General features: G+C 51.7%; 21 protein-coding genes and 1 pseudogene. 13 read left to right on the forward strand and 9 right to left on the reverse strand.

Annotated features, from left to right (window positions below):
- Positions 1-668 precede the first annotated feature (668 nt).
- Positions 669-1,451 (reverse strand): annotated as a pseudogene (locus FYJ73_RS11000) (transposase); the annotation flags it as partial.
- Positions 1,452-1,744: 293 nt separating this feature from the next.
- On the opposite strand from FYJ73_RS11000, the gene FYJ73_RS11005 reads away from it, so the two are divergent.
- The 5 genes from FYJ73_RS11005 to FYJ73_RS11025 all read left to right on the forward strand — a co-directional run bounded on the left by FYJ73_RS11005 (position 1,745) and on the right by FYJ73_RS11025 (position 5,179).
- Positions 1,745-2,491, forward strand: a complete 747-nt coding sequence (locus FYJ73_RS11005; protein ID WP_154534770.1) for an SDR family NAD(P)-dependent oxidoreductase — start codon at positions 1,745-1,747, stop codon at positions 2,489-2,491.
- A 1-nt stretch (position 2,492) separates the two neighbouring features.
- Positions 2,493-3,002, forward strand: coding sequence for a hypothetical protein (locus FYJ73_RS11010; protein ID WP_154534771.1), 510 nt, complete (start codon positions 2,493-2,495; stop codon positions 3,000-3,002).
- Positions 3,003-3,045: 43 nt separating this feature from the next.
- Positions 3,046-3,933, forward strand: coding sequence for a helix-turn-helix domain-containing protein (locus FYJ73_RS11015; RefSeq protein WP_154534772.1), 888 nt, complete (start codon positions 3,046-3,048; stop codon positions 3,931-3,933).
- Positions 3,934-4,252: 319 nt separating this feature from the next.
- Positions 4,253-4,723, forward strand: coding sequence for a transcription elongation factor GreA (gene greA, locus FYJ73_RS11020; protein WP_154534773.1), 471 nt, complete (start codon positions 4,253-4,255; stop codon positions 4,721-4,723).
- A gap of 57 nt (positions 4,724-4,780) precedes the next feature.
- Positions 4,781-5,179 carry an HIT family protein gene (locus FYJ73_RS11025; protein ID WP_154534774.1) on the forward strand — a complete coding sequence of 133 codons (399 nt, stop codon included), beginning with the start codon at positions 4,781-4,783 and terminating at the stop codon, positions 5,177-5,179.
- Between the two features lie 271 nt (positions 5,180-5,450).
- Here the strand turns inward: FYJ73_RS11025 and FYJ73_RS11030 are convergent, their stop codons facing one another.
- A complete protein-coding gene (locus FYJ73_RS11030; RefSeq protein ID WP_154534775.1) occupies positions 5,451-6,542 on the reverse strand; it encodes a mannose-1-phosphate guanylyltransferase in 1,092 nt (363 codons plus the stop codon).
- A 263-nt stretch (positions 6,543-6,805) separates the two neighbouring features.
- Between FYJ73_RS11030 and FYJ73_RS11035 the strand changes: the two genes are divergently transcribed.
- From FYJ73_RS11035 to FYJ73_RS11050, 4 genes are all read left to right on the forward strand, one after another.
- Positions 6,806-7,630 (forward strand): pyridoxamine kinase, encoded by an 825-nt coding sequence (locus tag FYJ73_RS11035; RefSeq protein ID WP_154534776.1) that lies wholly within the window; start codon positions 6,806-6,808, stop codon positions 7,628-7,630.
- 54 nt (positions 7,631-7,684) lie between these two features.
- Positions 7,685-9,349: a putative transporter gene (locus FYJ73_RS11040; RefSeq protein ID WP_154534777.1), complete on the forward strand. Its 1,665-nt coding sequence runs from the start codon at positions 7,685-7,687 to the stop codon at positions 9,347-9,349.
- 924 nt (positions 9,350-10,273) lie between these two features.
- Positions 10,274-10,792 (forward strand): thioredoxin, encoded by a 519-nt coding sequence (trxA, locus tag FYJ73_RS11045; protein WP_154534778.1) that lies wholly within the window; start codon positions 10,274-10,276, stop codon positions 10,790-10,792.
- 13 nt (positions 10,793-10,805) lie between these two features.
- Positions 10,806-11,171 carry a MarR family transcriptional regulator gene (locus tag FYJ73_RS11050; protein WP_154534779.1) on the forward strand — a complete coding sequence of 122 codons (366 nt, stop codon included), beginning with the start codon at positions 10,806-10,808 and terminating at the stop codon, positions 11,169-11,171.
- A gap of 85 nt (positions 11,172-11,256) precedes the next feature.
- Here FYJ73_RS11050 and FYJ73_RS11055 read toward each other — a convergent pair whose 3' ends face one another.
- The 4 genes from FYJ73_RS11055 to FYJ73_RS11070 all read right to left on the reverse strand — a co-directional run bounded on the left by FYJ73_RS11055 (position 11,257) and on the right by FYJ73_RS11070 (position 16,606).
- Positions 11,257-12,552 (reverse strand): L-cysteine desulfidase family protein, encoded by a 1,296-nt coding sequence (locus FYJ73_RS11055; protein ID WP_154534780.1) that lies wholly within the window; start codon positions 12,550-12,552, stop codon positions 11,257-11,259.
- Positions 12,553-12,606: 54 nt separating this feature from the next.
- Positions 12,607-14,748, reverse strand: a complete 2,142-nt coding sequence (locus FYJ73_RS11060) for a protein-disulfide reductase DsbD family protein (protein WP_154534781.1) — start codon at positions 14,746-14,748, stop codon at positions 12,607-12,609.
- A gap of 134 nt (positions 14,749-14,882) precedes the next feature.
- Positions 14,883-15,350, reverse strand: a complete 468-nt coding sequence (locus FYJ73_RS11065; protein ID WP_154534782.1) for a nucleoside deaminase — start codon at positions 15,348-15,350, stop codon at positions 14,883-14,885.
- A 218-nt stretch (positions 15,351-15,568) separates the two neighbouring features.
- The gene (locus FYJ73_RS11070) at positions 15,569-16,606 is read right to left on the reverse strand and encodes a glycoside hydrolase family 43 protein (RefSeq protein WP_154534783.1); all 1,038 of its coding nucleotides are present in this window, start codon (positions 16,604-16,606) and stop codon (positions 15,569-15,571) included.
- A 183-nt stretch (positions 16,607-16,789) separates the two neighbouring features.
- Between FYJ73_RS11070 and FYJ73_RS11075 the strand changes: the two genes are divergently transcribed.
- The 4 genes from FYJ73_RS11075 to FYJ73_RS11090 all read left to right on the forward strand — a co-directional run bounded on the left by FYJ73_RS11075 (position 16,790) and on the right by FYJ73_RS11090 (position 21,592).
- Positions 16,790-19,237 carry a glycoside hydrolase family 94 protein gene (locus FYJ73_RS11075; protein ID WP_154534809.1) on the forward strand — a complete coding sequence of 816 codons (2,448 nt, stop codon included), beginning with the start codon at positions 16,790-16,792 and terminating at the stop codon, positions 19,235-19,237.
- 191 nt (positions 19,238-19,428) lie between these two features.
- A complete protein-coding gene (locus FYJ73_RS11080) occupies positions 19,429-19,935 on the forward strand; it encodes an RNA polymerase sigma factor (protein ID WP_154534784.1) in 507 nt (168 codons plus the stop codon).
- On the forward strand, positions 19,932-20,702 hold the full coding sequence (locus tag FYJ73_RS11085) for a hypothetical protein (RefSeq protein ID WP_154534785.1): 771 nt from the start codon (positions 19,932-19,934) through the stop codon (positions 20,700-20,702). The genes FYJ73_RS11080 and FYJ73_RS11085 overlap by 4 nt, the downstream gene beginning before the upstream one ends.
- Positions 20,699-21,592: a DUF5024 domain-containing protein gene (locus tag FYJ73_RS11090; protein ID WP_154534786.1), complete on the forward strand. Its 894-nt coding sequence runs from the start codon at positions 20,699-20,701 to the stop codon at positions 21,590-21,592. Before FYJ73_RS11085 ends, FYJ73_RS11090 begins: the two co-directional genes overlap by 4 nt.
- Before the next feature lie 129 nt (positions 21,593-21,721).
- Here the strand turns inward: FYJ73_RS11090 and rseP are convergent, their stop codons facing one another.
- From rseP to rimM, 3 genes are all read right to left on the reverse strand, one after another.
- The gene (gene rseP, locus FYJ73_RS11095; protein ID WP_154534787.1) at positions 21,722-23,158 is read right to left on the reverse strand and encodes an RIP metalloprotease RseP; all 1,437 of its coding nucleotides are present in this window, start codon (positions 23,156-23,158) and stop codon (positions 21,722-21,724) included.
- A 215-nt stretch (positions 23,159-23,373) separates the two neighbouring features.
- Positions 23,374-24,576, reverse strand: coding sequence for a 1-deoxy-D-xylulose-5-phosphate reductoisomerase (locus FYJ73_RS11100; RefSeq protein ID WP_154534788.1), 1,203 nt, complete (start codon positions 24,574-24,576; stop codon positions 23,374-23,376).
- Positions 24,577-24,637: 61 nt separating this feature from the next.
- Positions 24,638-25,165, reverse strand: a complete 528-nt coding sequence (rimM, locus tag FYJ73_RS11105) for a ribosome maturation factor RimM (protein ID WP_154534789.1) — start codon at positions 25,163-25,165, stop codon at positions 24,638-24,640.
- Positions 25,166-25,177 lie beyond the last annotated feature (12 nt).

Below are 25,177 nucleotides of genomic sequence, written 5' to 3' on the forward strand. Positions count from 1 at the left end.
CCGTCTTATATAGGAAGAGCAGCTGTTCAAAATCTGATGTTCTCTCCATAAATTGTATGAATTTAAGTCGAGGACAAAAGTAACAGATTTTAAGGCTTTAAGCAATACGTCATTTTTGGACGCTTACGAATTATGAAGGATCAAAACAATGTCTTTATGACAAACCTGACCCAACAAAGTGGCTCAACGAATGTCTTCAGGGGTAAACAGGACTGCAAGACAACGGAGCCTTGCAAGTAACATGTGTCGCAGTAGGTATCTATACTTGTTGAATAAACTGACATTTTAGAGGCCTTATTTTTGCGTTTTTTGCCAGCAATGTGGTCATCGCGCTGATTTTCTTGATTTTTCGAGCTTTTTCTTAAGTTGTTGATTTATAGTGAGATAAATAAATGGCCTTTATCTAGAGCTTACAAAAAAGGTGAGATGACACAAAATTCTCTAGCCTGAATAATTCATACCGTCCTAAGACTGTTTCTCTTCTCTACAAACGCTGAACTGTCGGATAGAATCTGTCGTTTTGTCGAACTTATACTGTCATTAAGATGTCTCCAGTAGCCGCTTATGGGTGTTTTCAAGGTTTAAATCATTCCCGAATTTGACTTATGGGCATGCAGAGTCTCATGCCTTGTTCAGGCATGTCTAAGAAATCGTTTTGTCAGGGTGCGTTAAGCGGCTAGCCTTTCCAAGGCGACGGCCAGTTCTTCGAGGTGCCTGTGATGTGGTGAAAAACTAACGTGTATGAATGTCTTCTTTTCCACAATGTATACAGCACTGAGCATGATGCGTTTTATAAAGCTGTCCATTGTGAAGCTCTCTATGGCAGTGCCGTTGAAGAGCTCATGCTTCATCGTATGTGCGATGACAAAAGCCGCTGCATAGAGGGAAAGGCGGAAATAGTTGGCCCAGTATGAGTTGCATGACATACGGTCTGCCTTGAAATACTTGATGTCCTTTATCCAGAGCTCCATCTCACCACGCTTGCAATATCTTTTGTAGATGGTTTCGGGTGAGTTGTTCCTGTTCTTCGTGACGACGAACCGTATATTGGTGCCCTTGTACGTATTGGCGTACGTATTGGCGTTCGTATCATCGGCATCAAGTATTACATGGCGGGGCGGCTTGGTGAAGGACTTGACATACTGCTCTACGAACAGTTCCCCAATTTTGTACAAAGTCTTGCTGTCGACGTTGTTCTCCAGACGTGTCATCGTTGCTTGGGAGCAGAGGTCCTTGTCTGACGGACGTCGTCCTACTAACATTTTTAAGGCACTGTCACCGCGCAGCCGGTCACAATCATTGGCATCCTCATAACCGCAGAGAATCTGATTTACACGCTGACAGACCATCTCCTTATATGAATGACGCACAAGGCATTGTGTTCTGTCATCAGGGATCAGTCGGCCCATCTTGGAAGGAAGAGTGTCTTTCGAGGAGCGAGCAAGTATTAATTTGATTTTGAACACTTTAAAGTGAATACTTTTTCTTGAATTACACAAGAAATACAGCTTCTTTTTTTGTTAATATGAATAATTCAGGCTAAGGCTTTACGCCCTTCATGATTGCCGTATCACTCGAACTGTCGGATGAACCTATTTTTTTCCATCAGTAATTTGTATACACCTTTCAGTAATTTGTTTAGTACAGTTTGACAAAGTCACCGTACCTTTGTAGCATGATTCAAACACACCGCGAAACTCTGCGGCGAGAGCAATTAAAACAAATCCTTAATTAAACGTACATTATGAAGAGAACAATTATCATTACAGGTGGTACAACAGGTATCGGTAAGGCTACGGCTTATCAGTTTGCAAAGAACGGTTGGAATGTGGTCATCACAAGCAGAAGCGAAAAGAAGGGTAACGCCTTTGTCGAGGAAGCCAAGAACGAGGGGCTGGATATGACCTTTTTCCAGTTGGATGTGACGAAAGAGGAGCAGGTGGCTCAGGTCATCGAGCAGACGGTGGCAAAGTTCGGCAAGCTGGACAGCATCGTCAACAACTCGGGAATCTCGCTGGGTGCCGCACCTCTGGCCGACACCGAGACGGAGGAGTTCAAGCAGCAGCTGGACACCAACGTGCTGGGCGTTTACTACGGCATGAAGTACGCCATCCGCGCCATGCTGAAGACTGGCGGTGGCACCATTGTCAACCTGGCATCTATCGCAGGACTCAACGGTCTGATTTACACCGCTCAATATTGCGCATCGAAGCACGCCGTAGTGGGACTCACCAAGGCTGCTGCCATCGACTACGCCCAACAGGGAATCCGCATCAACGCCGTTGCTCCCGGTGCCATTAAGACCGACATCCTGAAGCACGCCATCGATGCCGGTGCCTACGACGAGAAGGGCATTGCCGCTATCCATCCGATGAACCGCATGGGCGAGGTGCAGGACATTGCTCTGGCCATCTATTACCTGGCAAGTCCCGACAATAAATTCCTGACGGGAACCATCCTCAACGTTGACGGCGGATATAATTGCAGATAGAATGGAACTGATTGACTACACAAACAAATGGGTGACAGGCGAAATCCAAGAGGATTTGGCTATGATAGCAGGAGGCACGATATGCCTTCTGCTTGCCCTTGTAGCTTGGCGCTGGGGTACGTCGGAGTCGGCTCGCGCCATCATCCTGCCGCTGACGGTGGTGGCAGTCATCCTTATTGCACTCGGAGGCTCGCTGGCCTATAGCAACCACACGCGCCAGAAGCTGTTCGTGGAGCAATATCAGGAGTCACCGCAGAAGTTTCTGGAGAGCGAGAAAGTCCGCGTGGACGGTTTCATGAAGATATATCCGCGGACCATCATCGTCTCTGTCGTCATGATGGTCATCGCCATCTGCGTGTTTGCCTTCTGCGATAAGCCCTGGCTCCGTGCTTCCGCATTGGCACTCATCCTAATAGCTCTTGCCGCCCTGACCATCGACTTCTTCTCAAAGGAGCGAGGTGTTATCTATCAGCAGGAGCTGGATAGCATAAAGATAGAAAAAGTGGGATAATAATCATTATCTGCTGAAATCTTTATATCTTTGCACCATGAAGATGAAACAAATATATTTTCCCACGGTGTCGGCATTCATGCATGCCCTCGGACGCGACGATGTGCGCCACCCGCTCATTGAGGTCATCCATCTTGATGACCTTGCCGATTGCAGCTCGTTCAGTAACACACGCTATACGTTTGGATTCTACTGCGTGGTCTATAAGGATGCGCGCTGCGGCACCGTTCGCTACGGGCGCAATGAGTACGACTACGACAACGGCACGCTGCTTTTCTTCGCCCCCGAGCACGATGTTGAACTTGGCACTCTCGAACAGAGCTACAAGGGTGTGATGCTCATCTTCTCACCGACGCTGATGCAGGGGCTGTCGATGTCGCCCTACACCTTCTTCGGATATTCGGTCAACGAGGCTCTGCACGTCTCGGAGCGTGAGCGCCAGCAATTGTACGACATCCTCGGCAACATCGAGATGGAGCTGGAGCGCAGCATTGACCGTCACACCCGCCAGTTGATGGCACAGAATATCTCGCTGATACTGAATTACTGTGTGCGCTTCTACGATCGCCAGTTCATCACCCGCGAACCCATCGACAGCCAGCTCATGCAGCGTTTCACCATCCTGCTCGAGGATTATTTCGCCCATGGACTTGCCGCCCGTCAGGGAGTGCCCACCATACGTTATTTTGCTGATGCGCTTAACCTCTCGGCCAACTACTTCGGCGACCTCGTAAAAGCCCAAACAGGCAATAGTCCGCAGCAGCTCATCCAGCAGCAGCTCATCGCTCAGGCCCGCCACCGCCTCACCACAACCACCGACACCGTCAGCCAGATAGCCTATGCCCTCGGCTTCGAGTATCCCCAATACTTCTCGCGCCTGTTCAAGAAGCTTACTGGCCAGACACCGCAGGAGTTTAGAAAGGTAGGGTAAGCATCATTTGGGGGCATTGCAGAAGGTTCGAAAATCGGGTAAAAACAGGGTTCTTGTATCGCTATTGTATCTCGGACGCTCTAGGCGAAACATCTTCGTGCTTTCTGTGGTTCCCAGTGTAAACAATCGCAGTAAAGATACGAGTTATAGGAGAAAGCAAAATAAACATTAAAAAAGTTGCTCGTTCGGAAATAAATGCCTACCTTTGCAGAACATATAGGTAACGAGCAAACAGAGAGATGGAATTCCGACATTCTACGATGTTGGAATTCTTTTCTTTTTTGCCCTTTTGAAACGAAACAATTAAACAGAAACAATTATGGCTTACATGTCTCAAGAAGGCTACGACAAACTCGTAGCCCAGCTTCACGAACTCGAAGCAGTAGAGCGCCCCAAGGCATCGGCCGCCATCGCCGAGGCCGCTGACAAGGGCGACCTGAGCGAAAACTCAGAATATGACGCAGCCAAGGAGGCTCAGGCCCACTTGGAAGCGAAAATCAACAACATCAAACTCACCATCGCTCAGGCAAAGATCGTCGACACCAGCCGACTCTCTACCGAGGAGGTGCAGATCATGTCTAAGGTGGAGATGACCAATCTCGCCACAAAGAAGAAGATGACCTACACGATCGTCAGCGAGAGCGAGGCCGATCTGAAGAAAGGCAAGATCTCTATCCACACGCCGATCGCCCAGGGCCTGCTCAACAAAAAGGTAGGCGACATCGCCGAGATCAAGATTCCGCGCGGCACCATCCGCCTGCAGATCGACAAGATCTCCATCGGCGAATAAGTCCGGCAAGGAGGCAGACAACATCATTAACCCATTAACAGATAGGAGAACAAGACTATGGCTACATTGTTCAGTAAGATTGCTGCTGGGGAGATTCCCAGCTATAAGTGCGCCGAGGATGACAAGTTCTATGCTTTTCTCGACATCAATCCGGTGGTAAAGGGACATACCCTCGTGGTGCCACGCAAGGAGATTGACTATATCTTCGACATGGACGACAAGGACTTGGCCGACTTTGAGGTCTTTGCCAAGAAGGTGGCACGCGCCATCCGCGCTGCTTTTCCTTGTAAGAAAGTAGCTGAGGTGGTGCTCGGTCTGGAGGTCAACCACGCCCACATCCATCTGATGCCTATCAACAGCGAAGCCGACGTGGACTTCCACAAGCACGTGAAGTTCTCCGACGAGGAGATGGCGGCTATCGCTGACAAGATCTACACGGAGTTTAAGAAACTGTAGTAGAAGACTCTCCCTAACCCTCCCTAAAGGGAGGGAAAAAGCTCACCCTTGCACACGGCAGGAGGATAGTTCAACTCTGGAAACCATCATTTGAGTATGGTAAAACAAACTCCCCGACTTTTCTCATTGGGAAAAGTCGGGGAGTTTTTCGTTGATATATTCCTTCTATATCGCGGATTTGCTCCTGCAATATAGTAGTGTTCATCTTTCAATATCGAGGATAGTTCCTCAATATCATGGATCTTTCCTTCAACATCGTGGCGCGATGACGCTAAACATATTTCTCGCCCTTCTTCAGCGCCACCTCATTGACATACTTGCGGATGAGGGCAGAAGAGTCTTCTTTCTTGCAGATGAGCAGCACATTGTCCTTTTCAGCCACGATGAAACCATCGAGACCGCTGATCACGCCCAAGCGGTCTTTCGGCAACTTGATGATGTTGTTACGACTGTTTTCAATCATCACGTCAGAGCCCACCACCACATTGTCGTCGCCAGTCTTCTGCTGTGACTCATACATACTATGCCATGTGCCCAGGTCGGCCCAGCCAAAGCTACAGCGCATCACGTGCACGTGCTCAGCCTTCTCCAGTGTGGCCGATTCAATGCTCAGGTTGGGATAAGAGGGGAAATGCTCGAGCATATAGCTCTCCTCCTGGTCGGGAGAGGCATAGAAGTTGATGTTGTCGAGCTGTCTGAGCACCACGGGCAGCTGCTTGGTCAGTTCTTCCCACGCCGTCTTCACATTGACGAAGAACACGCCTGTGTTCCAGTAAAACTCACCGCTGTCCATAAACACCTGGGCAAACTGCCGCTCAGGCTTCTCGGTAAACGACTTCACGGTATAGAAGCCTTCCTCCACGGGATCGCCCAACTGGATATAGCCATAGCCTGGTTCCGGCCGTGTCGGCTTGACACCCATGACTAGAAAGCCCTCGTGCGCCGAGACAAAGGCAAAGCCGTCGTGGACATTGCGCTCGAAAGCAGCCTCGTCCATCACCGCCTGATCAGAAGGCACCGTGACTATATTGGCTTTGGCATCCTCGCGCGCAATGCGATAAGCAGCCCAAGCCAGGCTCGGTGCCGTATTGCGCTGCACGGGTTCTGCAAGGATATGGTCGCGCGCCACCTCAGGCAACTGCTTGCGTACGAGGTCGACATAGTCGATGTTTGTACTGACAAAGATATGGGCGGGAGCCACCAGCTTGGCCATGCGGTCATAGGTCTGCTGCAACTGTGTGCGTCCGGTACCAAAAAAGTCAATGAACTGTTTGGGATAAGACTCTCGGCTGTAAGGCCATAAACGCTGTCCCTTACCGCCCGCCAATATCAAACAGTAGTCGTTGTCACTTCTTGTCGTCATGTTTCTTAGGGTATAGGATTTAAATTCTTGTACGAAATTACGATTAATCTTTGAGACCGCAAAACGTTTTACACTCTTTTTGTGTATTTTAATCATCGTGTCCATTGTGTTCGTTCACATTCTCACAACTCCTTTTCCTATCCTCGCCTCTCCGCCTTCAAGCGACAAGCCTCGTCATTTATCGGAATCACAGAACTTTTCGTGGCTTTTACTTTCCTATCTTTATAGTTTTTACTACCTTTGCACTGTATTTCATCGATGATATGAACAAGAAACAGATACTTCTGATCAACGACATGGCAGGCTACGGCAAGGTGGCTACGGCAGCCATGCTTCCCATCCTCTCCTACATGGGGCTCCCCACCTATAACCTGCCTACCGCTTTAGTCAGCAACACGCTGGACTATGGCAAGTTCAATATTCTCGATACCACCGACTATATCCAAGGTGTTTTCCCCGTCTGGAAGGAGCTGGGCTTTAGCTTCGATGCCATCGCCACGGGCTTCATAGCTTCCGAGCGTCAGGCCGAGATCGTCTCGGCATACTGCAAGCAGGAGGCTGCCCACGGCACGACGATATTCGTAGATCCCATCATGGGCGACGAAGGAAAACTGTACAATGGCGTGACGCCGGCCACCATCCAGAGCATGCTGGAGATGATCGCTGTGGCTGACCTGATCTTTCCCAACCATACCGAGGCCTGCTATCTCACGGGAAGCGAGTACCATGCCGAAGGCGTCAGCAAGCAAGCGGCACGCACGCTGCTCGACAAGCTGCACGCCACAGGTGCCAAATCGGTGCTCATCACCTCCATTCCCGTTGAGGGCCAGCACTGCGTGGCAGGATACAACGACAAGCTGAAAGAATACTTCCTGCTGCCCTACACCGAGATACCGGTGCACTTCCCCGGCACGGGCGACATCTTCTCGGCTGTGCTCATCGGCAACCTGCTCAACGGCAAAGCACTGCGCTTTGCCACCCGCATCGCCATGGACGCTGTCTATCGCCTCATCGATCTCAACAAGAACAATGCCGACAAGAACCGTGGCATACCCTTGGAAAACTATCTCAACGTACTGGATGAGTAATCTCCGCTGTTGCGAAATGCAAGAAGACTACAAGTATACAATGTTGTAAATAACATGGATTGGTTAACTTCCCTCTTTACTGTTCATTCTTCGATACAGACCGTTGTCATCATCTCTGTGATCATCGCTGCCGGTCTGGCTTTAGGCAAGATACGTGTCATGGGCATCTCGCTGGGCATCGCCTTCGTGTTTTTCGTGGGTATCGTAGCCGGCAATATCGGCATGTCTATTGACAAGGTGACGCTCGACTATGCCGAGACCTTCGGCCTGTCGATGTTTGTCTACTGTCTGGGACTGCATGTGGGTCCCAACTTCTTCGGTTCGCTTCGCCACGAGGGCATGATGCTCAACGTGTGGAGTCTGGCCGTCATCGTCCTGGGCACCGCCTTTGCGCTGGCACTCTCGCCGTTGACAGGCATCAGCATACCGGTGATGACAGGTCTGCTCTGCGGTGCTACGACCAACACACCTGCCCTCGGTGCCGCCACGCAGGCACTGGCTCACGCCGGACTGCCCAGCAGCGACACGGCACTGGCCACGGCTGTTACCTACCCGCTCGGCGTGGTCGGCGTGATCATCGCCATGGTCCTGATCCGTAAGTTCTTTGTGAAACCGGCTGATCTCGAAGTCAAGAAGCTCAGCGACGACAACCATACCTATATCGCACAGTTCACCGCCATCAACCCGGCAATCATCGGCCGCACCATCCAGCAGATTGCTCTGATGACTCATGTGAAGTTCATTATCTCACGCATCTGGCGCGGCAAGCAGGTGCTCGTACCGGTAGCGACGACAGAACTGCACGTCAACGACAAACTGCTCGTCGTCACCAACAAAGAGGACGAGCAGGCCATGACGCTGCTCTTTGGAAAGAAGGAAAACGATCAGGACTGGAATAAAGAAGACATCGACTGGAACGCCATCGACGCCAACGTAGAGAGCCGCGTATGCGTCATCACACGTCCTTCGCTCAACGGCAAGCATCTCGGCGCACTGCACATGAGGCAGGCTTACGGTGTCAACGTCAGCCGCGTGATCCGTGGCGACATCAAGCTGTTGGCCAGCGACGACCTGCGACTGGAATACGGCGACCGCATCACTATCGTGGGCAAGCACGAGAACCTCGACAATGCTGAGCATTTCTTTGGCAACTCGGTCAAGACTTTGGAGGAGCCAAACATCGGCAGCATCTTCCTCGGCATCGTGCTCGGTCTCATCCTCGGCTCTATTCCACTCAGCCTGCCAGGCATGGAGTCACCGATCCGCCTGGGCATTGCTGGTGGCCCGATCATCATGGGCATCATTGTCGGAGCCCTCGGTCCCCGCCTCCACCTCATCTCTTATACGACGCGCTCGGCCAGCCTCATGCTCCGCAAATTGGGACTGAGCCTCTACTTGGCTTGTCTGGGACTCGATGCCGGCAAAGATTTCCTCTCCACAGTCATCAAACCTGAGGGCCTCGTCTGGGTGGGCATAGGCTTCCTCATCACCCTCGTGCCCATCCTCATCATCGGCATCATCGCTCTCAAAGCCCATCGCTACGACTTCGGAACCATCTGTGGCATCCTCTGCGGCAGCATGGCCAACCCGATGGCACTGGGCTATGCCAACGACACGCTCAAAGGCGACACGGCCAGCATCTCTTACGCTTCGGTCTATCCCTTGGGCATGTTCATCCGAGTCGTCATCGCGCAGATGATCATCATGTTCTTTGTTTAGAATTCAACAAACGTGCCGGACAGATGACGGCACAGAGAATAATCCTGACAAAACTCCTTCTTTCTGAACTTGCAATCCAGAGAAGCTGAAAACGGAAAATCGACTTACTGACCTCAGATTTGAAGCATAAAATGAGGGAAACTGCCTGATGAAGGGGAAAGAACTATGGTTTGACAGCATCAAAACACTGAGATGACAAGGTAAAACAACTGAGATGAACATGAGAAAACAGTTGTTTGATGGAAAATTCTCTAGAGAATTTTCCATCAAACAACCTTTTTTATTTCGACCGATTTTATCATTTTTCCATAAAGCACTATGTTTCAGCACCTTATAAAAAATCGCTGAAATTCGCAAAAATCAGCCCTAAGAACATCTTGCTGCTGAAAATCGCCTGTATGAGCGCGGAAAAATGTCAGTTTCGCGGACAAAAGATCACCTAAGCAGCATGGGTGCGACAAAAAGCGATGACGGCAAGCGGTAACAACGTAACTACTCAGCGAATGTAGGCCAAAAGGCAGAAAATAAAAAGGTAATGCAGTAAAAAACTTACTTCTAACTAATAACTACTTGCTAACTTCTCCATCGGTAGTGACATCATCCACCGTAGGGGCGGGGTTTATCCCCGCCCTAACCCCCGTGACAGTAATCAATCCACACCCCGTGCCACATGTTTTTTATATCTTTGCGGGGTTAGGGCGGGGATAAACCCCGCCCCTACTTTCTCACCGCCTGCCGCACCGTTAACGGGGTAATACCACCCAAACGATGTGGATGCTATCCACCAAAAGGAATTCACAGAATAGTTACGTAACAACCGAAATTGGTTAATATACGTCAAAAAACCGTTATTTTCCTTTGGAAATTTGTTACTTTGGAAAATAAACCCTATCTTTGCACTGTTTTCCAACGGAAAGTATATATATGAGTAAAAGTTCAACCCTGCTGTCGCTCTTATTTTTGCTTCCGATGACCCTCAGCATTTCATGCACGGGCAAAACCACACAGCCCGACGGTCAGAAGCGTAGCAACGCCAAGGCGCAAGAGCAAACAGCAACAAAGAAAAAGGAGAAAAAGAATATGGAAGTAAAGGAGTTAACAACCCAGGAGTTCAAGGAGAAGGTGATGAACTACGACGTACATCCCAAGGAGTGGGTGTTTGAAGGTGACAAACCGGTGATCATCGACTTCTATGCCACCTGGTGCGGTCCTTGCAAGGCTACAGCGCCAATCGTGGCAGACATCGCCAAGACATACGCCGGAAAGATCGATGTATATAAGGTGGACGTGGATCAGCAGCAAGAGCTTGCCGCCACATTTGGCATCCGCTCCATCCCTACGATCTTCTTCATCCCGAAGCAGGGTGATCCACAGGTGCAGGTGGGGGCCATGAACCGTGCGCAGTTCGACGAGGCCATCAAGGAGATTCTCCTCCCAGAATAATCCTTTGCGCACAATGGAAACAGAATGTATCTGTAGACTCCGGAAGATCTACAAGGCCATCACGGCTTTTGAGACGCAGGTGGAGGCTTCATTGGGCGTGAATATCAACGCGATGATGCTCCTCTGCCTGCTCTCGGAGAAAGAAAATCTATCGGCCGGCGAGATTGCCGACGAGATGGGGCTCACCCGCTCCAACGCCTCGAAGGTCATCGCCTCACTGGAGAAGAGCGGCAGCATCCGTCGCCGCATCTGCAAGGAGGACGGCCGCAGCATGCGCTTCCATCTGACCAGGCAAGGTGAGGAGCTTCTTGAGCACGTCCATTGCGACAGCCTGCAACTGCCAGAAGAGCTCAGGAAGGTGGTTGAGGCGAATGAATAAAAAACAAAAAAGGCTCACTCGAGCAACAGACATCAGCGTCTGTCAGCTCGAGTGAGCCTTTTTTATATTGAGCAAAGCGAAGTGCTTAGCACCCGCCCTTGTGCGTCATGATGTTGAGTACCATGTCGTCTGTGGAGCACATGGCTTCTTTGCCGATGCTGGTGAGGTTGTGGATGCTCTTGTCCACGTCCTCGTCGATGATGCCCTCGGCGGCGGTGACGTGCTCGCCCTCCATGCTCAGCAGAGCGGAGAGCAAGGCTGAGGACACACCGGAACAGATCTTGATCGAGCAACTCGGCTTCGCGCCGTCGCAGATCATGCCCGTGAGGTTGGCGATCATGTTCTTCACCGCATGACAGACACGCGTGAAGTCCCCACCCATCAGGTAGACGATGCCACAGCTCGAACCGATGCTTGCCACCACACAACCGCAGAGCGCACTGAGCTTGCCAAGGCTCTGCTTGATGTAGATGGCCGTGAGATGCGAGAGCGTCAGCGCACGGATGAGTTCCTCCTCGGTATTTTCGTTCTCCTCGGCATACACGGCGACAGGATTGGTAGCGCAGATGCCCTGGTTGCCCGAACCGGAGTTGGACATCACGGGAATCATGGCGCCACCCATACGGGCGTCACAGGCCAGAGCCGTCTCGGAGATGATATGCGAGAAGATCGTCTTGCCGAAGATGCCATGACTCAAAGGGCGGTCGATGGTCTTACCCAGACAGTGGCCGTAGTTGCCCTTTTTGCTCTCCTCGGCCGCACGGATATTGTAGTCGCGCGTTTGCAGGATGAAGCGGATATCATCGAGCGGTGCTGTGGTGGCAAAGTCCCACACCATGCGCAAGGTCAACTGTACCTCTTCCTCCTCGGCACTGCCGCCAAGGCAAGCCCGCTTGTCCAGGAGTACCTTGCCGCAGGCTTCCTCATAGACGAAATGGGTGTGGCCGCCGGCAATGATCGCCGTTGCCTTGTCGCCGTCAGCCTCGCAGGTCACCTCGATATAGAGTTTCTCGGTGATATTCTCTTTGAGATTGATGTCGATATGATCGCCCTCGATATATTTCTTTCCCTCCTCGAGGATGTCGGGCGTCAGGTCGCGCAGCACCTCCAACTGGTATTTGCTTTTTCCGCAGAGCGCACCGAGCGCAATGGCAATGGGCAGTCCGATCATCCCCGTACCGGGAATGCCTACTCCCATCGCGTTTTTCAGCATGTTGGCACTCAGCAGCACCGAGATATGAGACGGACGCTTGCCCAAGTCCTCCGTGGCTCTTGCGGTACAGAGGGCCACGGCCATTGGCTCTGTACAGCCAATGGCGGGGACAACCTCTTTTTTTATGAGAGAGATAATGGAATGATTGAGTTCACTATTGTTATTCATAGTAGATAGGTATCAATTTGCTGAAGAATACTGTAGCCCCGAAGGGCCACAGGTTTATTTTCCGGCTTTGTAGTTGTCAAGGCCCTTCTGCAGGAAGTCGAGATAGGCGGGCACATCCTCTTTATAGCTGAACGAGCCACTGAGCGGATTGCCTTCGTTGTCGACCGTGACATAGAAAGGCTGGGCGTTAGCGCCGAACTTATGGCTTTGGAGATAGCTCCACTTGTCGCCGACGGTGCGCAGCGTACGGTGCTGTCCGTTGTCGTTGACCTCGATAGGCTTTGGCAATGGCGTCTTGTCATCGACATAGAGCGAGATAAGCACATAGTCTTTCTCGAGCTTGTCAGCCACTTGGGGATCTGTCCAGACCGAGGCCTCCATCTTACGGCAGTTGACGCAGCCATAGCCTGTGAAGTCGAGCATCACTGGCTTGCCCAAGGCTTTGGCAGCCGCCATACCTTCCTCATAGTTCTTGTATTTAGCCTCGACGGTCTTCGTGTTAAGGTTGAAGTCCTGTGTGTTCATAGGAGGAGCGAAAGCCGAGACTGCTTTGCAGGGAGCACCCCACAGGCCCGGCAGCATGTAGACGGCGAAGGCGATGGAGCACAAGCCAAGCATCACGGCAGGGACAGGCATGGGACGGTTGAGCTCGCCACCGATTTCGTCGCTGCGGAATTTCAGCCAGCCGACCAGATAGCAGCCCAAAGCCAGGAAGATGACAATCCAAAGAGAGAGGAACACCTCTCGGTCGAGGATGTGCCAACCATAGGCCAAATCAGCCACGCTGAGGAACTTCAGCGAGAAGGCAAGCTCGACGAAGCCGAGCACCACCTTGATCTGATTCATCCAAGAACCGCTCTTCGGACTCTTCTTCATCAGTGTCGGGAACATGGCAAAGAGCGAGAACGGGATGGCCAAAGCCAAGGCGAAGCCAAACATGCCCACGGCGGGACCGACCCAGTTGCCCGATGTCACGGTCTCAACCAGCAGCAGGCCGATGATCGGGGCAGTGCAGGAGAAGCTGACGAGCACAAGGGTGAACGCCATGAGGAAGATAGAGAGCAGACCCGTCGTCTTGCTGGCTTTGGAGTCTACGCTGTTGGCCCAGCTGTCCGGCAACTTGATCTCAAACCAGCCAAAGAAGCTCACGGCAAAGATCACCAGCAAGAGGAACAGGAAGATATTGAAGACAGCATTGGTAGAAAGCGCGTTGAGCGTGTTGGGACCGAAGATCGCCGTCACGCCAATACCGAGGGCGAGATAGATGACCACAATGGAGATGCCATAGGTGACGGCGTCGCGGATACCTTTCTTCTTGTCGTCTTTGGAACGTTTCAAGAAGAAGCTGACCGTCATCGGGATGATGGGCCAGATGCAGGGCATGACGAGGGCGAGCAGTCCGCCCACGAGTCCCATGAGGAATATATATAATAAGGAGTGGTTGGCAATGTCGCCCGTACCACCGAACTGCTGGAGTTGCTTGATCACCGGACGCCAGAGCATGTCCTTATCAGCACTGGAGAGTGAGGCACTGGCAGCGGCAGCAGCCTGTGCGGCAGAGTCGGCTTGTAGTTTGGCAAGCGAGTCGACTCTGAGTTGCTCCAAGGCTGCGGCAGCCTCGGGATCGCCTTCCTGAGCCTTGAGCATCAAAGCCTGCTCCTGAGCAGACATGGGGGCACCGGGCTGAGCACCGGCGGCTGTGGCAGAAGCGGCGGCAGTCTTCGCGGCAGCAACGTCGACGGCAGGACTCTTGCCCGACTGCTTAATGTTTACATCAGTGGGCGGCAGGCAGTTCTGGTCGTTGCAAGCACCATAGGTCAGATAAGCGTCGATGGAGTAAGTAGGCTTGGTGAACTTGATCTTCTGCACGAACTGCACGCTATTCTCGAAGTAGCGCAGCTTCATGTCGAAGAGCTTGTCGAAAGAGGAAATCTCGTGTCCCACAGCCTTCAACTTGCCGACAAGCTGCACGCCGTCGAGCTTGTTGACATTAAAAGTGGCGGAGATAGGACCGTCAGCACCGAGTCCGGTGGAATAAACGTGCCATCCGCTCTCGATTCTTCCGGAGAACACAATCTCAGCCTCAGCCGATCCGTTGGTCTTCAAATGGGAAGAGAACTTCACGGGGTTGAGCATTTGTGCGTTGGCCAGCAGGGTAAAGACCAGCAGCAAGGCCAGTGTCATTGCTTTTTTCATTTGTAGTTTCCTAATACGATGAATATTTTCTAAATGTTCTATCTTCAATACGCTTTCATTGACATTATGGTTACTGGGCGCAAAATTTATTGAGGGTTTTTAACAATTCCACCGACTGTTTTCCCCGAAACGGATTAATATTCGACTTTATCCTTGCTGTTCCGCCACAGCTCAAACGCCTTGATCGCTTCCTGCGGCAACAGGCGCTCCATGGCTTTATCGCGGTCTTCGGGACGCAGCGCGATCTCGTGATAGATGAAGTCGTCGTCGAAGCCAATGTCAGCAGCGTCCTTGCGTGTGTTGGCATAATAGATCTTGTCGAGATGGGCCCAGTAGATGGCACCAAGACACATCGGACAGGGCTCGCACGAACAATAGATCTCACAACCTTGGAGATCAAAGGTCTGAAGCTTACTGCACGCGATGCGTATGGCGTTGACCTCGGCGTGCGCCGTCGGGTCATGGTCTTTGGTAACACTGTTGCTGGCCTCGGCGATGATCTCGCCGTCACGCGCAATGACAGCGCCAAAGGGTCCGCCACCATGCCGTATGCTGTCTATGCTCAGCGCAATGGCTTCATGCATCAATTCTTCTTTCGTCATTGTAATGTATAATGTATAGTGTATAAAGAATAATGTATAAATAAATGTCTGTCTCTTCCCCCCTTTCTGCATCTTCTTCTCCCATTCTGCTCCTTCTTCTCCCTTCTAATCATTTTTCCCTTCTTCCTTTTGGGGGGAACAAGGGTGGGCTCATTCCCTCCCCCTGGGGGGAGGGTTAGGGAGAGGGCTTTGGGGGCTTCAGGGAGAGGACCCTTGATCTATTTCTTCTTATTGAGCTTCATCAGCCTGTCATATTCCTTTTTGGTGATGCGCATGAACGAGCCATGCTGGGGAGCGGTGACACCCTCGATGTCGACGGGATCGTGGAAGTTGCGCAGATGGCTGTCGGCTTTGCAGATGCGATAGTGCTTGGGCTGGTCGCTGTATTGGATGTAGGCCACGCGCCACGTACTGTCGCCGATAAGTTGGAAAGCCGAAGAGCCCTCGCAGTTCTTGCGGCCTTCAAAGCTCACGTAGTCGTCGTCAACGGGTTCGCCCCAGCCGTAGGTGAGGTGATCTGACGTTGCTGTATAGATGCCGGGCTTGCCGCCTTCCTTCTTGATGAGCATGTGGTACTTGCCGTCGCTAAGCAGGTTGATGTCGCAGTCGATGGTGGCATAGCCCCAGTCAAAGAGCAGGCGCGGCGTGGTGATTCGCTGAAAGTCCTTGTCGGCATAGCTGTAGTACATACGGTCGTATTTCTCCTCAGGACGATTGAGCATAGAGTAATAGACCATATAGCCGCCCTTGTCGCCGTTGGGCCACACATAGTTAGGGTCCCAAAAGATCTGTGGTGCCCACACGCGGTTGATGGCGGACCAGTCTTTATACGGTGAAGGAGCTGTGGCACCATCGCAGAAGATGCTCAACCCCTTGCGGAAGTCAAAGGTCACGGAAGTCCAATGGATGAGATCCTTACTCTTGAGCAGGTCGATTCCATAGTTGTCCCATTTATGGCTCTTGGCCACACACATGTCGGTAGTGACCATGAGATAGCCTTTGCCGTTGTAAGCACGGGTGATATAGGCATCGCGCGTACCTCCCTCTATGCGGGCGTGCTCCTTGGGATCAAAGATGGCATTGCCGCCGAGGATGTCGGTATAGTGATATCCGTCGCGGCTCACTGCATAAGCAGTGTACTCTCCCCGGTCGCTCATGTGACAATAGAGATAGCCGTAGTCGCCTTTCTGCAGGTTCTGTGCCGATGAGGTCATGGCCATGGACGCCATGACAAAAGTAAGAAGCAGGTTCTTCATGGTGTGGATTCGATGATTAGTTATATTTTATCCTATGATCTGTATTATCTTTGCAAATGTAGTGAATATTTTTGAAACACCGTCCAATAATGATGCAAAGATGGAGAAAATTAGCTAATTTAGCCGTGCCAATCAATAAAGCTTGACTTCGTACATTTTCAAGACTAACTATATATGACAGACATGGACAACAAACGCTATGGACATTTCGATGACGCGCATCGCGAATATGTCATCACTGATCCGCAGACACCGTGGCCGTGGATCAACTATCTGGGCAACGAGGACTTCTTCTCGCTCATCTCCAATACTGCCGGAGGCTACTCGTTCTACAAGGACGCGAAGTTCCGCCGCATCACACGCTACCGCTACAACGACGTGCCGATGGACAACAACGGCCGCTATTTCTATATCAAGGACGGTGACACAGTGTGGAACCCGGGATGGAAACCTTGCCGCACGCCTCTCGACAGCTATGAATGCCGCCACGGCATGAACTACACACGCATCACGGGCAGCAAACTCGGTGTGGTGGCCAGCGTGCTTTTCTTTGTGCCGCTTCACACCGCCGCTGAGGTGCAAATGCTGTCGCTGGAGAATGACAGCAACGAAGTTAAGCGCCTGAAGATCTTCTCCTTTGAGGAGTGGTGCTTGTGGAACGCTGCCACTGACATGGAGAATTTCCAGCGCAACTTCTCTACCGGCGAGGTAGAGATAGAGCAGCAGACTTCGACGATCTACCATAAGACGGAATACCGCGAAAGACGCAATCACTATGCTTTCTACCATGTCAACACACCCATCCAAGGCTTCGACACCGACCGCGAGAGCTTCGTGGGACTATACAACGAATACTCGGCACCGCAGGTGGTCGTGGAGGGAAAGCCGCGCAACAGCGTCGCACACGGATGGAGTCCCGTCGCCAGCCACTATATCGAGGTAGAGTTGAAGCCGGGCGAGAAGCGTGACCTCATCTTCCTGCTGGGTTATGTCGAGAACGAGCAGGACAAGAAATGGGAATGCAAAAAGGTCATCAACAAGGAGAAAGCCCATGCGCTCATGGACCGTTTCGCCACACGCGGGCAGGTCGACAAGGCGTTTGCTGAGCTGAAAGCCTATTGGGATCAGTTGCTCGACATCTTTGTGGTCGACAGCGGCAACGACAAGCTCGACCGGATGGTCAACATCTGGAACCAGTATCAGTGCATGGTCACGTTCTGCATGAGTCGTTCTGCATCATTCTTCGAGAGTGGTATCGGCCGTGGCATGGGCTTCCGAGACTCCAACCAGGACCTCGTGGGCTTCGTACATCAGATTCCAGAGCGTGCCCGTCAACGCATTATCGACATTGCCTCAACGCAGTTCCCCGACGGCGGATGCTATCACCAATACCAGCCGCTCACCAAGCGCGGCAACAACGACATCGGCGGCGGATTCAATGATGACCCTTGCTGGCTCATCTTCGGTACTGTGGCTTACATCAAAGAAACGGGAGACTTCTCGATTCTCGACGAGCCTGTGCCCTTCGACAACGTGCCGGGATCTGAGGTCTCGCTCTTGGAACATCTTAAGGTTTCATTCAATCATGTCATCAATAATCTCGGTCCTCACCGTCTGCCACTCATCGGACGCGCCGACTGGAACGACTGTCTCAACCTCAACTGCTTCTCATGGAACCCCGACGAGAGCTTCCAAACGACGGAGAACAAGAGCGAAGGATCCAAGGCTGAGAGTCTGATGATCGCTGGACTCTTCGTTGTCACGGGTCGTGACTACGTCTCTCTCTGCCGTCATCTCGGTCACAACAACGAAGCCGACCGCGCACAGAAGGCTGTAGACGACATGGTAGAGGCTGTGGAGAAACATGGATGGGACGGAAAATGGTACTTGCGCGCCTACGACTATTTCGGTCATAAGATTGGCTCCGACGAGAACGAAGAGGGTAAGATCTTTATTGAGAGCCAGGGATGGTGCACCATGGCTGCCATCGGCAAGGAGAAAGGCTATCCCGAGATGGCACTTGACTCAGTGAAGGAACGCATGGAGTGTGAGCATGGCATCGTGCTCAACAACCCTGCCTTCACCACCTATCACGTGGAGATGGGCGAGATTTCGTCCTACCCCGAAGGCTATAAGGAAAATGCCGGCATCTTCTGTCACAACAACCCGTGGGTGATCATTGGCGAGACGGTAGCCGGACGCGGCGACGATGCATGGCGCCACTACACCAAGATTCTTCCTTCCTATGTGGAGGAGAAATACCAAACGCTGCACAAGGTGGAGCCGTATGTCAACTGTCAGATGGTGGCCGGTAAGGATGCTGCACGCCCCGGTGAGGGTAAAAACAGTTGGCTCACGGGCACGGCGGCTTGGATGTGGTACACCGTGAGTGAGTACATCCTCGGTATCCAACCCGATTATGAGGGTCTGCGCATCGATCCGTGCCTACCTTCGACAGCAAAGGAATACACGGTGAAACGCCGTTTCCGTGGCGCGCTCTACCATATTCATGTGGTCAATCCCGACGGACATCAGAAGGGCGTGAAGCATATTTCGCTCGACGGCAAGACTGTCAGCGGCAACCTCGTCCCATGGTCTGAGGGTGAGCACCAGGTGGAAGTGGTGATGTAAAACCAGGAAGCAATAACCATCTTCTAAAGAATCCGTACATACTTTTAATCGGTATGTACGGATTCTTTTTTATGTCAAGGAGAGATCTACACTTGCCGGCTGTATATAATATAAAATATTGTTAAAAGCAACAACGCCTTTGTTGATAATAGAGGGATAGAAGCGTTATAGAAACGTAAAGCAACAAAGAGATGGACAGCCAAGCATACATATCCCAAGCCACTACACTACGACAAAAAGCCGTAGAGAGTAGCCGCCGCTATGGGGCTCCAGCGGAGGAGGCTGAGGATATCGCGCAAGAGACGATGATCCGGCTTTGGCAAGTCTGCCCCAAGATCGACACAAGACAAAAAGCTGAAGCCTTGGCGGTCTGCATCGCCCACAACTTAACCATCGACTGGCTACGACGCGAAAAGCACCGAGCTCCCCAAGAAGAGATCCCGACTGAGTCATCCGACAGCCACTGTCAAGCCGACGCTCACTTAGAAGAGCAAGAGACCGACGAATGGTTGCGGAAGCAACTGACAGACTTGCCAAGTACAGAGTACACGGTACTGCACTTACGGCAGGTAGAGGAACTCGATAATCAGGCTATCGCTCAACGTCTGGGTATAGAAGAGCGGTCGGTGGCCACACTACTTTCCAGAGCGCGCCGACGCTTGTTGGAGGAGATAAGAAAAAGGAGGAAACAATCATGAAGACATATACAAAAGCATATATACAGTCGTTGCTCGACAAATATCTCGACGGGCTTACATCGTTGGAAGAAGAACGTCTGCTCGGCGAATATTTCCGCACACAATCCGTTCCACCGGAGTGGGAGGACTACCGCGAGATGTTTGCTTGGTTTGACAATGGCATGAAGGGGGAGTACCTGCAAGACGACAATGGTATCAACAATGCAGAAACAGCTTCTACCTCAATACCACCCAAGCGATCCAAAATGATACGTCTGACCCTACCTTGGCTCGCTGCCGCCTGTTTGGCAGGAGGACTGATATGGGGAATATGGCCGAAGCAACACAGTAGCCAAAGCCTCACGATTACGACAGACAATGCCAGCGGGCAACTAATACGTTCTTCTCTGAAGGAACATGCTGCCCTAAGGACTGAATCTAAGGAAAATGAGCGACCTGCCGTCACACCGGTTACTTCTGATCAGAGGTCTATCCCCCATGTGCTTGCAGCTACACAAAGTTCGACAAAGATGATCACCATTTCTGAAAAAGAAATATCGATTGGTCATCAAGACAGTCTTCTACTCGCTCAAGCACAACACGACGTCGACCAGTGGCAAATAATAAATGACAGCGCCAAAGCTGATCATTCGCTGCTGATGGCCAATTTGCTCGAGACTAAGGCGATGATCGCACAAGCTCACGAGGAAATCGCACAAGCCAAGCGACTGATCGACAGTGAAGATAAACAGCAACATTATTCACCCTATAACATCATAGAACTATGAGAACAATTCATTGCATCGCAGCCTGTCTGTTAGCTATGACACCTCTCTTTGGGCAGGCTCAGGAAAGAATAGAAAAGATGAAGGATTTCATTATGCGCCAAGACGGAGTAGCGACAACCAATGAGACCGAGAAAGATCCTAAGACTCTGGACCTGCGATCGTCGCGGGAGACCTATGGGTTTACTGTGAAAAGAAACTCTCTCATCGTGCAGAATGCCATCATAGCCTTCGACCAAGATGCTGCCAAAGCCTACAGCGTGTTCAAAGGCGATGGAGAATCATTGGCCACTACATACGATGTGGGCGGCATAAACATAGGAAAAGGCTATGACCACTTTGTGCTGGAATGCTTTGCCGATAAGAACAATTCCAACCGACGCTACGCCTATGCATTGGAATGGAACGAGGCTAAAAGAGGCAAGATAACCGGAAAGCTGACAAAGGTGTACGGACAAAGACCCGGCAGCGTGACTGTAACCAACGTCACTACTTCCTTGCCATCAATGTCAGATTATCAGTCTGTCGGTAAGGCGGTAAAGAACCACATAGTGACAGACGGCACGCTCTCCAATGAGCAAATCGACTCTATCATCAACTCGGTGATACGACGACTCAACAAAAAAGGCTACAAAGATATCGCATCCATGCTTCAACAGGAGTGGCAGACTGCTGAACAATCCGAAAAGAACGATGCAAGCGCCGTTCAGACGATTGTCTATGACAAAGAGAAAAACTTCATGAAAAGATATCGCAACGGTCAAGTACTCATCATTGACGGAGCGGGAAACATCGTCTTCACTGGTCTGAAAGGCAAGCTCGTCATGGACGCTGCGGGAAACATCGTCGCGACAAACTATTCAGGAAAGACCGTCGTCATAAGCAACGACTGAACCTTGCCTTATGAGTTATCCTCACAACGGATTAATATCTCTCTTTAATTAAGAATACGATAATGTTATGTAAAAGGGGCGGCTCCGTGATGGAGCCGCCCCTTTATGGTTTTACTATGGATAATCATCTTATTGCATGACGCCTATCCAGCGCAGGATGTCGTTGAGATTGGCCACCACCATGAGGATAACCAGAATGGTGATACCGGTGTACTCGGCGTAGATCATGAACTTATCTGAAGGCTTGCGACGAGCAATGATCTCGTAAAGAAGGAAGAGCACGTGGCCACCATCGAGGGCGGGGATGGGCAGAATGTTCATGAAAGCAAGGATGATGCTCAGGAAAGCGGTCATCTTCCAGAACATAAACCAGTCCCACTGACTGGGGAAGAGGCTGCCGATGGAGCCAAAACCGCCCAAACTCTTCGCGCCGTCAGCCGTGAAGACATACTGCATGTCGCTGACATAACCAGCCAACACATCCCAGCCATACTTGCATCCGGCGGGGAAGCTCTCCAGGAAGCTGTAGCTCTTATGCGTCATCTCCTTTTCATAGAGCTGATAGATGCTCGGTACAGCAAAGCCAACCTTCAAGTCAGCAGTGAGCGTAGTGGCGAGCGTATCCTGCTTACCATTTGCGGCGCGGCTCACCACAAGCGTCACCTTGCGAAGGCGCAGGCTGTCGGCAGCACTCTTTGCAGCCGTGAGCTGATCGTTGACACGGCTGATCTCATCGGTAAACTCATTGTAGGAGTCAACAGCCTTACCATTCAACGCCAATATCTTGTCGCCCTTCTTCAGACCTATCTTCCAAGCCGGTGTCTCTATAGAGTCTTTGCTGCCCTCTGCCACAGGCAGACGCTGCAGCACAGTATCAACGACAGCAGGAGTAAACGGAGCCACGAAACGAGGCGTAGACTTCAACATACCCAACAAATTGATGTGCCCGGGCAGAGAGATGCGCATCTTCTTGCCGCCACGAATGATGTCGGCATAGTGAGCTTCGGAAAGGTCACGGTAGACATCAACATTGAAGTCCTTGAACGGACGCTTGTCGGTACCCACCAGGATATCATGGTCGCGGAAACCAAGCTGTTTGGCTTCTGTATTGAACTTCATGCCCTGGCTCATATCAGCCACGCGTACATAACTTTCGCCCCAGTGAAACATGATCATGGAGTAGATGAACAGAGCCAACACAAAGTTCACCGTCACACCAGCCACCATGATGATAAGCCGTTGCCACGCCGGTTTGGTGCGGAACTCCCACGGCTGCGGGTCACGCTTCATTTGGTCGGTGTCCATGCTCTCGTCGATCATACCGGCTATCTTGCAATAGCCGCCGAGCGGCAACCAACCCATGCCGTACTCCGTCTCGCTGTTCTTAGGCTTGAAACTAAAGAGCTTGCCGCTCCACTTGCCGATGGAGACGTCGAAGAAAATAAAGAACTTCTCCACCCTGACTCCAAAGAGCTTGGAAGCCAGCGCATGTCCGCCCTCGTGAAGCAATACCAACAACGAGATGGACAGAATGAACTGGAGAAGCTTAATCAGAAAGATTTCCATTTATAACTTATAAATTACTAATTGCGAATTACTTGCTATGGCCTTGCCCAGCATATAGCTTGCCGAGCCTCGGTCTGTTTCCATGCTTGCCTCTGCTTGTCAGCACCGAGTTATCCGTTCGGTTTGCCGCTGTTATGCAGCGGCCCAGCCTCTTGCGCGGCCCGCTCGTTCGGTTTGCCGCTGTTGTGCTGCGCCCGATGGTGCAACGCCCTGCTCTACAGTGAGCCCTCCACACATTGTCTTGCAATCTCCCTTGCCTCCTTATCTGTTTGCAGATATATGTCGAGGTCTGGGTTTTTGTCAAAGGTAGCCTGCTCCATGGTCTTGCGGATAACCTCTGCCATGCCGAGGAATGAGCAGCGTCCTTGTCGGAACGCAGCGTTGGCCACCTCATTGGCAGCATTGAGGATGCACGGCATGTTGCCACCCTGATGGATAGCCTCGTACGCAAGTGCCAGACACTCAAACTTCTTTGTGTCAGGCTCAAAGAACTCCAGCTTCTGTGCCTTGAACAGATCGAGTCGCTCACCATTGAGAGGCAGGCGTTCGGGGAAGGAGAAAGCATACTGGATGGGCAGACGCATGTCGGGAACGCCAAGCTGAGCCTTCACGGCACCATCCATGAACTGCACACCACTGTGCACGATGCTCTGCGGATGGATCAGCACTTGTATCTTGTCGGCAGGAACGCCAAAGAGCCACTTTGCTTCCATCACCTCAAAACCCTTGTTCATCAGTGATGCCGAGTCAATGGTGATCTTTGCGCCCATGTCCCACGTGGGATGCTTGAGGGCGTCGGCAGCGGTGACATGCTCCAACTGCTCATGCGTGTAAAGACGGAAAGGGCCACCGCTGCAAGTGAGCAAGATCTTGTCTACCTCGTTTCTGTCCTCTCCTACCAGGCACTGGAAGATGGCACTGTGCTCAGAGTCGACCGGCAGCAGGCTTACATGGTACTGAGCCACCAAGTCAAGGATCAGTTCGCCAGCGACTACAAGTGTTTCTTTGTTGGCCAGACATATCTTCTTTCCGGCTTTGATGGCATTGATCGTGGGTACCAGTCCCGCAAAGCCCACCATGGAAGCCAACACAGTATCGATCGGTCCGGCCTCCACGATTTCCTCCAAGGCCTTCTTTCCCGCATAGACTTTGATGTCGGGACGATCGGAAAGCGCGGCCTGGAATTCCTCGTAGCGATTCTCATTGGCGATGACCACAGCGGCAGGATTAAACTGCCGGGCTTGTGCGGCCAGCTTCTCCACACTGTTGTTCGCCGTGAGGCAATAGACCTCATAGCGGTCGGGGTGCTGGGCGATGACGTCAAGAGCCTGTGTGCCGATGCTGCCCGTAGAGCCGAGTATGCAAATCGACTGCTTGCGCGGCTGCTGATCATCGTGAAGAGTTACGTATTTTGTCATTTCTATCTTTAAGTGCTATATATATAATAAGGTGTAGCCGTTGCAGCCTCAGCGACAACAACTACAATTCAAGCAGTCCGTCGGGAATGTCCAAGACGATCTGACGGCCTGCAATGTCTACATCGACGACTAGTTCTTCCGAAGCAGGAATAAGCACGTCCGTGCCGTCTTCCCGCTCCACTTCCAACAGCGTGTTGACCGTGGAGACGTCGACACCGGCCACACGGCCTACTACACGATCGTCGTGCTGATGGTCAAGAACCTCAAATCCCTGTAGCTGCTGCCACGACACTTCTGTCGACTCACCATTGTCGGCAAGACTGTGAGGGAAGTACACATCACAGCCCGTCAATTCACGTGCCTGTTGCTCACTGTCGATGTCTTCCAGTTTCATCAGTACTACGTCATCAGATCGGAAGCGATATTCCTCGATGAAAAACGGTACCAAGATGCCGTCGACATCAAGCACAAGATAATCAGCGTCGACACGGTCAAAGACATCGTCGTCGCACTGCATGCTTACCTCACCCTTCACGCCATGGGGCTTCCCCATGCGTCCGATCTTGAAAACATCCTCGCGTCGTATCATGGTCTTGCATTC

Origin of the sequence: Hallella mizrahii (assembly GCF_009695775.1) — a bacterium.
In the GTDB taxonomy this organism is placed as follows: domain Bacteria; phylum Bacteroidota; class Bacteroidia; order Bacteroidales; family Bacteroidaceae; genus Prevotella; species Prevotella mizrahii.